Raw genomic sequence first — 14,853 nt, forward strand, 5'->3', positions numbered from 1 at the left:
ACAGAAATGTTCCAAACCAATAAATGGTGTGGGACATTTTTTTATGCTTTTTGCAGCCTCAAATACTGATAAATCACTAAATTCAGCGGTTATTTAGGTAAATAATATGGATTTACGAAGACGATTATCTATTAGAAATTTTCAAAAAAATCTTGTCTTTTTATTGAACTTTGATTATTATACGAATATATAACGAAAATGTCGGTATATAAAAGGGGATTTACGGACAAGGGGGCAAGCATATTCAAGAGTAGTCGTGGCAATAAAGAGAGGATTTCTATATATGGGAGGGATATAAATGACAACAAATGAAATAACGAAGAAATCTAGAAATGTCATCCTTGCACTTTTATTTTTAGGCTGGTCTTTAGGGAATTTAGATCGCTATATTATGAACTATGCAGTGGTTTCGATTACAGGGGATTTGCAACTGGATGCATCTTCTACGGGTATTATTTTAAGCGCTTTCTTTTTAGGCTATGCCATTATGCAAATACCGGGTGGCTGGCTGGCCGATAAATTTGGCGCAAAACGAGTTTTATTGATGGCTGTTATTATGTGGTCTATTTTTACGGGTCTAACAGCTATTGCGTGGTCCTTAACAGCGATGATTGTGATTCGTTTTTTATTTGGCATTGGTGAGGGTGGTTTTCAGCCATCAAGCTCTAAAATTATTGCTACGATTTTTCCAAAAGAGGAAAGAGGTAGAGCGATGTCCATTATGCTTACTTCTGGTGGCATTGTTTCACTCATCGTCCCTTTACTAGCTGCTTATTTATTAGGAACAATTGGCTGGCGCATGATGTTTATCATTATTGGGGCAATTGGAGCAATAATTGCCTTTTTATATTGGAAATACATTAAACTCCCACAAGATGAGGCAGCTATAGCTGGAACAGAAAATACTACGAACAAAGTGAATTTTAAAGAATTATTGAAAACACCCCTAATGTGGAATTTAATCATTGCTTATTTTTGTATTTATGCAGTGAACTGGGGATTAGTTTCTTGGATTCCAACATATCTTCAAAAAAATCGAGGCTTGGATTTAATGTCTATTGGTTGGGCACAAACAATACCTGCCATTACAACGATAATTGGTGTATATGGTAGTGGCTATATCATTGATAAGTTACCAAAAGGTATGGAGAAAGTGTTAGGCTCCATCTCCTGCGCAGTCATTGGTCTTTTATTGTATTTAATGTTTACTGCCAAAACAGTGACGTTATTTATTGGTTACCAAACAGTCGTGTCGATATTTATTGCGTTTGTCATTACATTACTACCTGTTATTGTACTCAAGAAATTACCTTCTTCTATCACAGGTTCTGCAATGGGGATTGCCAATACAGGTGGACAATTAGCAGGATTTGTTACACCAATGGCAATTGGATTTATGGTTGATGCCTTTAATGGCTCCTTTGATGCAGCCTTTTGGATGTTAATTGGCTTTGCACTTATCTGTATTGTGTCGCTTGTCACACTAAACGACCAAAAAGGAACATTGTTAAAAGCATAATGAAATTGGAGGGACAAATATGAGTTATCATGAAAAAATTTCAACGTTAATTGAAGCAAAACAGCAAGCTACAGTAGCATTAAGCGATGCGATTTGGGCTGTGCCCGAGCTTCATTTTCAAGAAAAGAAATCGATGGAATATATGAAACAGGCACTAGAAAAAGAGGGTTTTAAAACAAAAGTCGGTGTTGCTGGTCTTGAAACAGCGCTTGTTGGAACTTATGGTTCTGGCAAGCCAGTTATTGCCTTTTTAGGTGAATATGATGCGCTTCCAGGCTTGAGTCAAAAAGGTGGGGCAACACAACATGAGCCTCTTGTGGATGGTGGAAGCGGACATGGCTGTGGTCATAACTTATTAGGTACTGGCGCATTCGCAGCTGCTGTTGCTGTAAAAGATTATTTAGAGCAAAATCATCAGTCAGCAACAATCCGCTTTTACGGTTGTCCTGCAGAGGAGAATGGATCTGGTAAAGCTTATATGGCAAAGGCTGGCCTTTTTGATGATGTTGATATCGCGATCTCTTGGCATCCAGGTACGTTTTCGACTGTGATGACATGTAGTTCTCTAGCAAACTATGCAGCAACGTTTAAGTTTACGGGCAAAAGTGCTCATGCCGCAGCTGCACCACATCTTGGACGAAGTGCTTTAGATGCTGTTGAGCTTATGAATGTTGGGGTAAACTACTTACGAGAACACATCATTCCAGAAGCTCGTGTGCATTATGCCATTACTAATTCAGGCGGGACTTCGCCAAATGTAGTTCAACCGTATGCAGAGGTAACGTATCTAGTTAGGGCACCTAAAAAGCAGCAAGTGCAGGAAATTTATCAGCGCGTTGAGAACATTGCAAAGGGTGCCACAATGATGACAGGGACGTCAGTGGACATTGAGTTTGAAGGTGCTGCTTCGAATCTTATTACAAATAAAACACTTTATGATGTGATGTATCAACAAATACTTGAAATCGGTATGCCAGACTATACAATAGAGGATGAACAGTATGCGCAGGCTATTTTCAATACGTTTACACCAGAAGTACAAGCAGCTTCATTAGTGGGCTTGCGTAAAGAAGATGCCAAGCTATTACAAGGAAAAGTGATTGCTAATCATGTTCCAGGCATGCTACCTGAATTTATTATGGGTGGCTCTACAGATGTTGGAGATGTTAGCTGGAACGTACCAACCGTGCAGTGTACAACTGTATGCATGGCATTAGGGACACCATTACATACATGGCAGGTAGTGTCTCAAGGAGTTACCCCAATAGCGCATAAAGGAATGCTACAGGCTGCTAAAATTATGGCTTGTACAGCCTTAGCGTTGCTGGATAATCCTCTATATATTGAAAAAGCGAAAAAGGAATGGCAAGAACGTCTTGATGGTGAAACATATCAATCTTTAATTCCAGATGGAACACAGCCACCTAAGCGCTAACAGGATAGAGTCTTCATAGGAGAACTATGGAGGCTCTGTTTTTGCCTCATTTTGAAAGGAGAACGCAACATGTCAACACAACCGAATCATCAGCATCAACTTTTAGCACAGTGGGTATCACAGTATCGTGCTACTGCCAAAGAAGGGCAATGCGCTAGTTATATCCCTGCTTTAGCCCAAAAAGATCCCAACCAATTAGCTGTGGCGATTGTTGGGACTGAAGGCCATGAAATCAAAGCGGGAGATACCGAAGAACTATTTACCCTTCAAAGCGTTTCCAAGGTCATTACCTTTATTTTAGCCTGTATGGATCGAGGCTTACCATATGTTTTAGAAAGAGTAGATGTTGAACCAACAGGAGATACCTTTAACTCAATTATTCGCTTAGAAAGTCATCAGCCAGGTAAACCCTTTAACCCGATGATTAATGCTGGAGCTATTACGGTATCCTCCATGTTGGCTGGTCATTCTCCACAAGAGAAGGTCACTAAGATTCTACAATTTTTAGAACAAATCATTGGAAAGCAATTAAGTATCAATGAAGAAGTATTCCAGTCAGAGTGGCAAACGGCTAATCGTAATCGAGCATTAGCCTACTACTTAATGGATTCTGGATTCTTAGATTGTCCAGTAGAAGCGGCGCTTGAGGTTTATTTGAAGCAATGTGCAATTGAAGTCAATGTATCAGATTTAGCCATGATTGGCCTAGTTATTGCCAATGATGGCTATCACCCACTGTTAAAGAAACAGCTATTCCCTAAACAAGTGGCAAAATTAGCAAAGGCTTTGATGGTGACATGTGGTATGTACAATGCCTCAGGGAAGTTTGCGGCATTCATCGGCCTTCCTGCCAAAAGTGGTGTATCAGGCGCGATTCTTGCGGCTGTTCCAGGGCATGCAGGCCTGCACTCGCCGTTTCCTACTGGCTGTGGTATTGGAATTTACGGACCAGCGATTGATCCAATAGGAAACAGTGTGGCAGGTGTAAAGTTGCTAAAACAGCTAGCAACAGAATGGGATATGACGATTTTTTAATGAGTAAAGATGATTTCAGCGCTTAGTCTGAAGTCATCTTTTTTTCATTTTATAAATAATAAATAAAGCGATAAACCAAATTGGTGTTAACAGCAGTGCTGTACGCGTAGCCTCAGAAATAAACATCACAATTAATAAAAAGGCAAAAAATGCAAGCACAACGTAGTTGATAAAAGGTGTCAGTGGTGCTTTGAAGATGGAAGCTTCATGTAAATCACGTTTTTTTCGTTTGTAGATGATGTGCGAAATGATGATAATGCTCCACACCCATATAAAACAAATTGCACTGATTGTCGTCACAACACTAAAGGCGTTCTCTGGCATCAACTTACTTAACAGAGCACCAATTGATACAACAATAGCGGAAATAACGAGTGCATTACTTGGCACACTGTTTCTGTTGAGTTTTGCGAATGCTGGAGATGCCTGTTTATTGTTACCAAGATTATAGAGCATCCGACTTGTGGAGAATAACCCACTGTTACCTGCTGAAGCCGCTGAAGTAAGCACAACAAAATTGATAATACCAGCAGCAATCGGGATACCTGCTAATGTAAAGACTTGGACAAAGGGGCTGCTTGAAGCAGACATCTCATACCATGGGTTAATGCATAAAATGACAAATAATGCCCCTACATAGAAAAGTAAAATGCGAAATGGAATTTTATTAATGGCAGAAGGAATATTTTTTTGAGGATCTGCTGTTTCAGCTGCTGAAACCCCCACTAATTCCACCCCAACAAATGCAAAGACAACCATTTGGAAGGCCATTAAAAAGCCGTATATACCATTTGGGAACATGCCTCCATGTGCCCACAGATTTTCAACTGATACTGTTCCTGAACTAGTTTGAAAGCCAGTTACTAACATAAAAAGACCAATAATAATAAGCGCTACAATCGTAATAACTTTAATAATAGCGAACCAAAATTCTAGCTCACCAAAAAGCTTAACAGTTAATAGATTTAGTAGTAGTAACAATACGAGGCAACCAATGGCTGGCACCCATTGTGGGATATCAAACCAATATTGTGTATAAACCCCCACCGCAATAATGTCTGCCATCGCCGTCATAATCCAACAGAACCAGTATGTCCAACCTGTTACATAACCTGCCCAAGGCCCTATGTATTCGGATGCAAAATCCGTAAATGAAGTGTAGCCTGCATTGGATAGTAATAATTCACCTAAGGCACGCATCACAAAAAATAGCGCTGTCCCTACAATTAAGTAAGCTAGGATGATCGAAGGCCCTGCTAAGGCAATGGCTTTCCCAGAGCCTAAAAATAAACCAGTTCCAATTGTTCCACCAATGGCAATAAGCTGCACATGGCGATTTTTTAAATCTCGTTTTAATTGTTGCTGTTCCACGTTAATCCCCCTCAAAGATGCATAAAAAACTATGGCTGGAAAAATAAAAAGAGACTAGTTGTGACACTAGTCTCGGAAAAACGTCAGAATAACAAATACCATTTACTCGCAGATGTCTACATGAAATAGGTTAAATATTTTATGTAGCATCGCTTATAAAAGCTGTATTACTCCTCTGTCCTTTTGCCTGAGATAGTGAACCCTTCGGCGACGCAATGTGCGCTCTCTCCAGAACTGCTCCTGCTATAGTTTGATCCATAGCATTCATAGCTTATTAACTTTATAATCAATTATTATTGTAAGATATTATACATCCTAACAGTGCTTCTAAAATTATTCAACAATAAATTTTAGCTATTTTCAGAAAAATAGAAGAATAGGGTTCATAACTGGCATATCTCTAACGAAAAATAGTATTTTTGGTTATACAAAGTGTTTCGTGAAGGGTTTTTAAATATGAGGTGGATTATTGGAAGCTTGCTCGGTTATAGCTATCGAAGCGTTCAAACATATGAGAAACTCGCTCCAAAAAGGTGTCAAAGCGCTCAGACGGAAGTGAAAGCCGTTCCAAAAGAGTATTAAAGCGCTCATTTTTATGAGGACCCGACTCAAGTAGTGAAAACTCGTTTAAAGAAGACTTGGTATCAAAAAGGGGACTATATTGCGTTTTGTAGCATTACTTTTTTTATTTTAATGCATGATCAAGGACTTCGTATACAAGAAGCTCGTACAGCATCATTCGAAATAGATATAATATAGTAGAAACTCTGAATTTTTTAAAAAAGAAGTCGTCTCATAGTACTTTGAGACGACTTTTTTTGATGAGAGCATTAATATTTTTTTGCTTTTATTTTACCTGTCCAAGTTTTGAAACCACCTTGAAGTTGGTAAATTTGGTTGTACCCACGTTTTTTAAGAAATAGTGCAGCACGTGAGCTACGGCCTGTATTTTGACAGTATAGATATACTGGTAAATCTGGGCGGATTTCTTTATAACGTTGACGAAGTGTTGTCGAAGGAACATTTCGTGCACCAAGAATGTGACCAGCATCAAATTCTTTTTGCTCACGAACATCGATCAGCTGCGCTTTACGATAGCCTTCAATAAATTGCTCTTGTGTTAGGTTGGTTACGGCTTTTTTGAGTCGTAGTGCATTAATTCCGATATATGCAATTGTGACTACTAAAACGACACCGATTGTGATAAGTATGTCCAAGATTTTCTTACCCCTTTCTATCTTCTCTATTATTATAAAAGATGCGCTAGCGATAGTCCAATGAGTTTGATAAAATTAACTAGGTTGTAGCGAATTCGCCTTTTTCGTTACACAAGCAATTGTTCGCAATTTGAATTGTAGCATAATATTCGTTCAAGTTGACCCACAGGTGGGGCCTGATGGATCATTATATTTGTAGGAGATGAACATATGACAACTTGGTATTTTTTAAATTCAGGGAAATGTAGTCCTTCTTTTAATATGGCACTAGATGAAGCATTACTTGATTGGCATAGTGAGGGGTTAATTCCACCAGTAATTCGTTTCTACGAGTGGGAGCCTGCGACATTATCTATTGGGTATTTTCAACAAGCAAAGAGAGATATTAATTTAGATGCTGTGCGTGAACAAGGCTTAGGTTTTGTACGTCGTCCAACCGGTGGACGAGCTGTCCTACATGAACATGAGCTAACTTATAGTGTCATTGTGACAGAAAGCTATCCGAATATGCCAGAATCTGTAACAGAGGCATATCGTGTGTTAAGTGAGGGAATCTTGCAAGGTTTCCATAACCTGGGTATGGATGCCTATTTTAGTGTACCTGATACAGAGGAGAAAAGAGCGGACCTGAAGAGTCCAAAAAGTGCTGTTTGCTTTGACGCACCAAGTTGGTATGAACTTGTCGTAGAAGGGAAAAAAATAGCTGGAAGTGCTCAAACACGTCAAAAGGGTGTCATTTTACAGCATGGCGCCATTTTATTAGATTTAGATCAAGAGAAATTATTATCCGTATTTAATTTCTCCAGTGAAGAAGCGAAAAATCGTATGCGTAGAAAGCTACCAGAAAAGGCTGTTGCCATCAACAGTCTTGTAAAAGAGCCAGTGACAGTTGAGCAATGTGTGACAGCATTTAGAGATGGCTTTGCAAAATCGTTGCAAATTGAATTAAAACCATTTACACTTTCTGAGGAGCAATTAGAATATGTCCGAGCTTTAGAAGAAAAAAAATATGCTTCAGATGAGTGGAACTTTAAAAAGTAAAAAATGGTATGAAAAAAATATTTTTTAACGTTCAATCCTAGTCATAACAAGTAGTTCTGAATCTATTAAAAAAAGCAAGAGTTGAATTAAAAAACTATATATAGTATCTTTTTTAAAGACATATACACAATATGTAGTGTTTAACAACACGAGATATTGTGTATTTATTTTGTAATGAAGAAAACAAGGGAGGCTAAACGATGGTACTCACAAATCATCAACCCGAAGTAAACAATCAATTTGAACAGTTAAACAAAGATATTGAACAATTCCCGCAGGTACACCCCGTAACATCTGATATGCATATTACACACAAAGGTGTATCGAGACTTGTCATGATCGATCGCTATTCGTTTAAAGACACAGAAAAGAAAACATTGAAAGCCGGCGACTTTGTTGTATTAACGGTAAAAGCTGATCCGAAATTTCCTGCACGTGGTTTAGGGACAATTCAAAAATTGGATATGTCTACAAAAACAGCAGAGATTTTGATTGAAGAAGATTATCGTAGCGCATTAGACGATCCGCAAGAGCAAGAAACGGGTGTGATTACGCGTTCAATTGACGTGTTAGAAAAGCCTCTTGAGATATTTTATGAACAAATTGCAAAACGAAATGCAACAGGCCTTGCTGCTGTTGAAAAAACACCAGAAAAACGCCAAGAGTGGTTTGAGAAATTTTATAAGCAATTAGTCTCTTTAAAATTCATCCCTGCAGGGCGAGTGATTTATGGAGCTGGTTCTGAAACAGATGTAACTTTCTTTAACTGTTATGTGATGCCATTTGTCGCTGACTCTCGTGAAGGGATTAGTGATCATCGTAAGCAAGTAATGGAAATTATGAGCCGTGGTGGCGGTGTAGGAACAAATGGTTCAACTTTACGTCCACGCAACACGCTAGCTCGTGGTGTAAACGGTAAATCATCTGGTTCTGTCTCATGGTTAGATGATATTGCGAAGCTGACTCATCTTGTCGAACAAGGTGGTAGCCGCAGAGGTAAGCATAATCTAGGTGCTTCTGCGTAAACAAACCTCGTGAATTGCTGGGAACTCTTTAACGGAAATATTGTCACTTTAATCGAGGTGGGAAATATGGATGTTTATGATGCGATACAACCACATGAAAATGTTAAAAAATGCATTATAAATGCACTGCTAGCTACAACGTAATCGGAAACGGTAAACGTGAATGCTTGAAAATAGCAGTGGGATAAAGACAATCAGCAGCCAAGCTCCTTTTAAAGGGGAAGGTTCAACGACCATCGAAAACACGCTAAGTTAGCGGAAGTGAGTAGAGTAGGAGTGAAGCCACTCCGAAGTGCGAGGGCATCTAATGAGATGTAAGATATGGTCTCAACTTCTATGGTGACATAGAGAGTGGGTGTAGCGAGCCCGCGTAAGAAATCGGCACAAATGATTATGCTAGCAGATTGGCATCCAGATATTGTGGAGTTTATTATTTCCAAAATGCAAAATCCACGTATTCTGCGTTACCTGATCGAAAACACAACGGATGAAACAATCATCCGTCTAGCCAAAGAAAAATTAAACTTCAAGCCACTTTCTATGCAAGAGGAAGCGATGTATCAAGGCATCGTGAATTATAAAAACATTGAAGGCTTAGGTGGATTTGATACAGCTATCATTCGTGAGGCTGAAAATAAATTACGTGATGGTGGCACGTACACTGTTCATAACCCAGAGTTTTTAACAGGTGCCAACATTTCTGTGACATTAACAAAAGAATTTATGGAAGCAGTTGAAAAAGACGCTGACTTCGAGCTTCGTTTCCCAGCCGTTGAAGAATATACAAAGGAAGAAATGAGCGTTTACAACACGAAATGGCATGAAGTTGGTGATGTTCGTGAATGGGAGAAAATGGGCTATAAAGTCCGCACATACCGTACAATTAAAGCAAAAGAATTATGGAATTTAATTAATGTATGTGCAACATACTCGGCAGAGCCAGGTATTTTCTTCATCGACAACGCCAATGACATGACAAATGCAAAGGCTTATGGTCAAAGTGTTGTAGCGACGAACCCATGTGGTGAGCAACCACTTGCACCATATTCTGTGTGTAACTTAGCTGCTGTGAATTTAGCACAGTTTGCGAATAAAGAAAATCAATCAGTTGATTACGAAGCACTACGTGAAACAGTTCGTGTTGGTGTTCGTATGCAGGATAATGTGATTGATGCGACACCTTACTTCTTAGAAGAAAATCGTGTACAAGCTCTTGGTGAACGTCGTGTTGGTTTAGGCGTTATGGGCTTAGCTGATTTACTGATTTACTGTGAAAAAGAATATGGTTCAGAAGCAGGTAATGCGTTAGTCGATGAAATCTTTAAAACAATCGCTGAAACTGCGTATGAGGCGTCTACAGAGCTTGCGAAAGAGCGTGGTAGCTTCCCATTCTTAGTAGGTGCTACAGACGAAGAAACAGCTCGTTTACGTAAAGCCTTTACAGAGACAGGCTTTATGCAAAAAATGCCTGCTCATATCAAAGAGCAAATTTTAGCGACTGGTATCCGAAACTCACATTTATTAACTGTTGCACCAACAGGGTCAACAGGAACAATGGTAGGGGTAGCAACAGGTCTTGAGCCATACTTCTCCTTCACGTACTATCGTTCTGGTCGTCTAGGTAAATTCATTGAAGTAAAAGCCGAAATTGTCCAAGAATATTTGAACCATCATCCAGAGGTAAATGAGCAAGAGCTTCCAGAATGGTTCGTTACAGCAATGGAGCTAAAACCAGAAGCGCATGCTGATGTGCAATGTATTATTCAAAAATGGATCGATTCCTCTATTTCTAAAACTGTAAACGCACCAAAAGGCTATACAGTACAGCAAGTTGAAAAAGTGTACGAGCGACTATATAAAGGTGGCGCTAAAGGTGGTACGGTCTATGTTGACGGTAGCCGTGATTCACAAGTACTTACACTAAAAGCAGAAGAAAATGATATGGATCAACTTTCATTTGAAGAGGAATTGGTTGAAGAACATACAAAACGTCCAGTCGTATTAGTAGATACGATTCAAGCGTTAGAGTCAACAACTGTTATTGGCTCAGACGTTGGGAATACATGCCCAGTATGCCGTAAAGGCACAGTCGAAGAAATGGGCGGCTGTAATACATGTACAAACTGTGGCGCACAGTTGAAATGTGGCCTGTAATTAATATTTTAAATTAATTTGTTGTGGCTTTGAAATAAAGTTGCGATCTATATAATTGCAAAGAAATACCTCTTTAGATATTTTATCTAAAGGGGTGTTTTTCATGTCTAACACAAACAGAACATCTAAAATTGGCTATATAACAAGAAGAATTTTTTTAGATGCAAATTACTTCAATTAAGAGACTTTTATTGAGCTACGGGGAAGCTTAGTCCAACCAAAAGAAGTGTTGTTAGATATATTAAATAAACTAAATGAAAATGATTTTGTGCAGCAATTCATTCAAGTTAGGGGTGGCACAATCAACATCATTTTATGGGTGATAACATTAAAGCAAAATAAGATTTTCCCAAGCATGTCTCGTAAAGCAACGTGTGCAGACAATGCGGCCATGGAGAATTCTTTGGCTAAATGTATTACGGAGAAGAATTAATATCCTACAAAACATTAAAGAAGAAAATAGAAAAGTATATCGATTACTATAATAATGATCGAATTAAACAAAAATTGGCCGGCATGAGTTCAGTATTTTACTGAACTTATGCCAGCCAATTAGCTGCATAAATAAAACTCTAACTTTAAGGAGTCACTACCAATACAAGCGGTCTAACATTTTTTCTTTTTGTTTTTAGCCTCTTGTATTTGGCTTTTTCTATTCTGAAAGCTGTTCTTTTCCAACTGTATCTTTTATATAAGAGTGAGAGTTTGCGGCTTCTTCAATTTCCTTGAATGCCCAATGTGTTGCTTTGACATCTGGGAAGCTTGGTTTTGTGACGCCGTTTAATGGACCACGTTCAAACATGCGATTCATCATTACGACTACTTGTGCACGTGTTAAAGCAGCATTTGGTGCAAAGCTTCCATTCTCAAGACCATTGATGATGCCTGCAGTACGGTTTGCTTCAATAATCCATTGTGCCCAGTGGTCTTTTGTATCCTTGAATGTAATCGCTGCTCCTTCTTCTACAGAAAGCTGTTTATAGTTGGCTACGACTGCCGCCATTTCAGCACGTGTGATGTTGGCATTTGTATGGAAGTTACCATTGTTATCACCATTCATAATGCCCTGTTCTTTTACAAAGGCAATTGCTCCTGCAGCACTATGGTTTTTGGCTACATCCTTAAACGGTGCTTTCTTCAATGCTTGTCCTTCTGTATAGCCTAAAATACGAGCCATCATGATCGCTACTTGTGCACGTGTAACATTCTTATCAGGACCAAATGTGCCGTTTGGGAATCCTTTAATATAAGCATCATGCTCGCTTACCTCTGGCTTTTCAAATTGAATAATGGTAAACGTACTGAACTTATCTACAGTGAAGCGTAGACCAAGCTCACCCTTTGCCATTGTGACGACTTCAGGAAAGACCACTTTTTTCTCACCATCTGAGTGTTCAATAAAGACGGCTAGTTGCTCTAAGAATCTTTGACGTGCTGCTGCTTCTGTTGGTACATTTACATCTCTTAGTGGTAGTGTTACTTGTACTGGACGACTTGGCATATTTGTTTCTATTGTCATTGGACGAGCTACCACACCCCAATCGTTACTTCGTAGTGTCTCCCGGACAACTTTTTCTACTTTAGCGCGTTCTTCAATCGCTTGACGCTCGCTTTCTTTCTTCACTGGTACTAAACGGAAGTAGAAGTTATCGTCAAGGCCTTCCATTGAGCTATGTGAAATTGCAATATGACCATTTACTGTTGAAATTTCTAGTGATAAACCATTGTCACGTAATGTTTGTAGAGATTGCTTTGGAATTTCTACTGTTACTTTATCCACCTCATCATTCACATCAGGAATGACGATACGTGCAATGTTATTGCCAATTTGTTTTGCTTTTTCTACAGTTTCTAATGCTTGCGATGGTGTGAAGTTGACGAAGTCTGTCATTTCACCATTGGCATGTTTAGTGCGCTCAATTTCCACTGTTGTTTTTTCAAGTGGATGGTTACCATCAATTTCTAATGCTACTTGGATTTTCGTTGTTGTCGAGCTTGGATTAGTTGTTGCAGGGATAGAATTTGGCGTCCATGTATCACCATTGCTACTTGATTTTTGAACCGTAAAATTAATTTTATATGTTTTTGTTGTAAATCCATCTTCTGCTGTGACAACAATTGTTGTTGTACCTGGTAAACTTGTTGCATTCGTCACAACAGCACTCGCTTTATCCTTATCTGCGACAGTCGCCATTACCTTAGGAACCATAGTAGTGTATGACGGTAATTCAACATTGTATATTTCTTTTTGAGATTCGAACTCTGCTACAGATGAGGCGTTAATAGTTAGATTACTTAATGTTGCATTATTGCTTAAAGTTGGTGTTAAATTTTTAACCGTAAAATTAATTTTGTATGTTTTTTTTGTAATCCCATCTTCAGCTGTGACAACAATTGTTGTTGTACCTGGTAAACTTGTTGCATTTGTCACAACAGCATTCGCTTTATCCTTATCTGCGACAGTTGCCATTACACCTGGAACCGTAGTAGTACCTGCTGGTAATTCTACGTTGTATATTTCCCTGTGAGATTCAAACTCTGCTACAGTTGAAGCATTAACTGTTAAGTCTCTTAATGTTGCATTATTGCTTACAGTTGGCGTTGAATTATTTTCAACATCCTCTAAAGTCTGTTCAATATTGCTATCTAAACTATAAAAATACTCAACTGTTTTAGCTTCACCAGGTTTCATGTTACCAACAGCAAAAGTTAAACTAATCTGTGAATCATTTGTTGTTTCGGCTACTTTACCGTCATCATTAAATGCAGTTGGATCAAATGGGTTGGAACTATCAATGGATGCGCGTGATTTAGAATCTGTAGACATCAAAATCAATGCATTCCCAGTAATAGGACCCTTCGATAATACAACAGATTTAGCATCATTCGGATAGTTAAATGGAACCGAATTGATAGTATCAAAATTATCATTTTTATCCGCTTCAATATCAGGATCTACAGAACGCATATAACGTACATCTAAAAGTTCTCTATCTGTCATATTCGTCATTTTAACTGTAGCTTTAAAGAATTTATCATTTGCTTTAAATGAAACAGTTTGTTCTATTTTTAATGCACCATCAGATGTTACCCCACTCGTTTTTGCTACTAAATTATCTTCTGTCGATAAATCTTCATTAGTGCTCATTAGAATCTCCATAGATCCTAAAGCATTTGCATTTAAAAATAATTTTGTGCTATCATCATTTTCTTTATAACCAACATAAAATCCTTCGTATGGACTTCCAGGTAAGAAATAATCGCCACTACTCATTGCTTCCCCACTATCAAACCCATCAGAATCTACTGTAAATCCTAAATTTTCACGTCCAGTAGGATGGAAACCTATTGGGGCTGCACTTTCCGTTCCAAACGAACCACCTTTTGAAATCCCCATCTCAATATATTTTCCTCCAAGGAAGATATCATCACCAACTTTTTCATGTCTCGCATAGGAAACATTTTCCGGAACTATCATCTCTTCAGGTTGAGATTCTTCCGGCGCTATCGGCTCTTCAATTTGTGATTCTTCTGCTCCTACAGAATTTACAGGAAACAAGCTAAGTAATAACATACAAATTGTCATTATCAATAATTCTTTGCTTTTTTTCATAACTTTTTCTCCTTTCCGAATAGGATAATGCCTCGTTTTATATTTTTTTATAATGAGGATTCATTAACAAAGTTATTATAAATAAACAAACTCTCAAATAACTCTCAAAAAAATAATGAATTTTCCTATTTAGATAGAAGAGTTTTACAAGTCTTTAATAAATACATTTAATCCATACTTATATTTGAATATGTAATCTTTTCGTGTTATTCAATAATTTATCAGATTTTTTAATTATTAAAACAATCATGAAAAATAAAAAAAGAAATCATTTCGATTGCTACTCCTTGTTTTTTTTGAGGGAATAGAGAGAGCCTATCATCTAGCTAGATTTGTAGAACGAGATGATTTTTTTGGATATTTATGTTAAATTCACTATAATGTATGTGGAGCAGGTTAGTTTATTGATTTGCTTAGATATTTTGAGTTTCATTTATTAAAGC

The 14,853-nt window shown here is 38.1% G+C and carries 8 protein-coding genes, 2 pseudogenes and 1 riboswitch; of the genes and pseudogenes, 7 read left to right on the forward strand and 3 right to left on the reverse strand.

Features of this window, described 5'->3' with window-relative positions; all coding sequences use genetic code 11:
• The first annotated feature begins 298 nt into the window (after positions 1–298).
• The 3 genes from HCH28_RS05450 (at position 299) to HCH28_RS05460 (ending at position 3,989) form a co-directional block, all read left to right on the forward strand.
• Entirely contained in the window at positions 299–1,519 is a 1,221-nt protein-coding gene (locus HCH28_RS05450) for an MFS transporter (RefSeq protein ID WP_221680145.1), read from the forward strand.
• A gap of 19 nt (positions 1,520–1,538) precedes the next feature.
• Complete coding sequence (locus tag HCH28_RS05455; RefSeq protein ID WP_221680146.1) at positions 1,539–2,954, forward strand: M20 family metallopeptidase; 1,416 nt, start codon at positions 1,539–1,541, stop codon at positions 2,952–2,954.
• A gap of 69 nt (positions 2,955–3,023) precedes the next feature.
• Entirely contained in the window at positions 3,024–3,989 is a 966-nt protein-coding gene (locus HCH28_RS05460) for a glutaminase (protein WP_009370192.1), read from the forward strand.
• Between the two features lie 33 nt (positions 3,990–4,022).
• Here HCH28_RS05460 and HCH28_RS05465 read toward each other — a convergent pair whose 3' ends face one another.
• On the reverse strand, positions 4,023–5,360 hold the full coding sequence (locus tag HCH28_RS05465; protein ID WP_221680147.1) for an amino acid permease: 1,338 nt from the start codon (positions 5,358–5,360) through the stop codon (positions 4,023–4,025).
• Between the two features lie 165 nt (positions 5,361–5,525).
• Positions 5,526–5,602: riboswitch (glycine riboswitch) on the reverse strand.
• Positions 5,603–6,190: 588 nt separating this feature from the next.
• Positions 6,191–6,577, reverse strand: a complete 387-nt coding sequence (locus tag HCH28_RS05470) for a rhodanese-like domain-containing protein (RefSeq protein WP_004231073.1) — start codon at positions 6,575–6,577, stop codon at positions 6,191–6,193.
• A 210-nt stretch (positions 6,578–6,787) separates the two neighbouring features.
• Here HCH28_RS05470 and HCH28_RS05475 point away from each other — a divergent pair, with 210 nt between their 5' ends.
• From HCH28_RS05475 to HCH28_RS25390, 4 genes and pseudogenes are all read left to right on the forward strand, one after another.
• Positions 6,788–7,618: a lipoate--protein ligase family protein gene (locus HCH28_RS05475; protein WP_009370193.1), complete on the forward strand. Its 831-nt coding sequence runs from the start codon at positions 6,788–6,790 to the stop codon at positions 7,616–7,618.
• 200 nt (positions 7,619–7,818) lie between these two features.
• Positions 7,819–8,616 (forward strand): annotated as a pseudogene (locus HCH28_RS05480) (ribonucleotide reductase N-terminal alpha domain-containing protein); the annotation flags it as partial.
• Between the two features lie 408 nt (positions 8,617–9,024).
• Positions 9,025–10,797, forward strand: a pseudogene (locus HCH28_RS05485) (vitamin B12-dependent ribonucleotide reductase); the annotation flags it as partial.
• A gap of 411 nt (positions 10,798–11,208) precedes the next feature.
• Positions 11,209–11,334 carry an IS3 family transposase gene (locus tag HCH28_RS25390; protein WP_081456929.1) on the forward strand — a complete coding sequence of 42 codons (126 nt, stop codon included), beginning with the start codon at positions 11,209–11,211 and terminating at the stop codon, positions 11,332–11,334.
• Positions 11,335–11,449: 115 nt separating this feature from the next.
• Here HCH28_RS25390 and HCH28_RS05495 read toward each other — a convergent pair whose 3' ends face one another.
• On the reverse strand, positions 11,450–14,410 hold the full coding sequence (locus tag HCH28_RS05495) for an S-layer homology domain-containing protein (protein ID WP_221680149.1): 2,961 nt from the start codon (positions 14,408–14,410) through the stop codon (positions 11,450–11,452).
• Positions 14,411–14,853 lie beyond the last annotated feature (443 nt).

This window comes from Lysinibacillus sp. K60, from assembly GCF_019731275.1.
GTDB lineage: Bacteria > Bacillota > Bacilli > Bacillales_A > Planococcaceae > Lysinibacillus > Lysinibacillus capsici.

Coding starts and splice junctions, on each gene's coding strand:
- HCH28_RS05495 (WP_221680149.1), bottom strand. CDS start 14,410: ATGAAAAAAAGCAAAGAATTATTGATAATGACAATTTGTATGTTATTA.
- HCH28_RS05460 (WP_009370192.1), top strand. CDS start 3,024: ATGTCAACACAACCGAATCATCAGCATCAACTTTTAGCACAGTGGGTA.
- HCH28_RS25390 (WP_081456929.1), top strand. CDS start 11,209: ATGTATTACGGAGAAGAATTAATATCCTACAAAACATTAAAGAAGAAA.
- HCH28_RS05475 (WP_009370193.1), top strand. CDS start 6,788: ATGACAACTTGGTATTTTTTAAATTCAGGGAAATGTAGTCCTTCTTTT.
- HCH28_RS05450 (WP_221680145.1), top strand. CDS start 299: ATGACAACAAATGAAATAACGAAGAAATCTAGAAATGTCATCCTTGCA.
- HCH28_RS05455 (WP_221680146.1), top strand. CDS start 1,539: ATGAGTTATCATGAAAAAATTTCAACGTTAATTGAAGCAAAACAGCAA.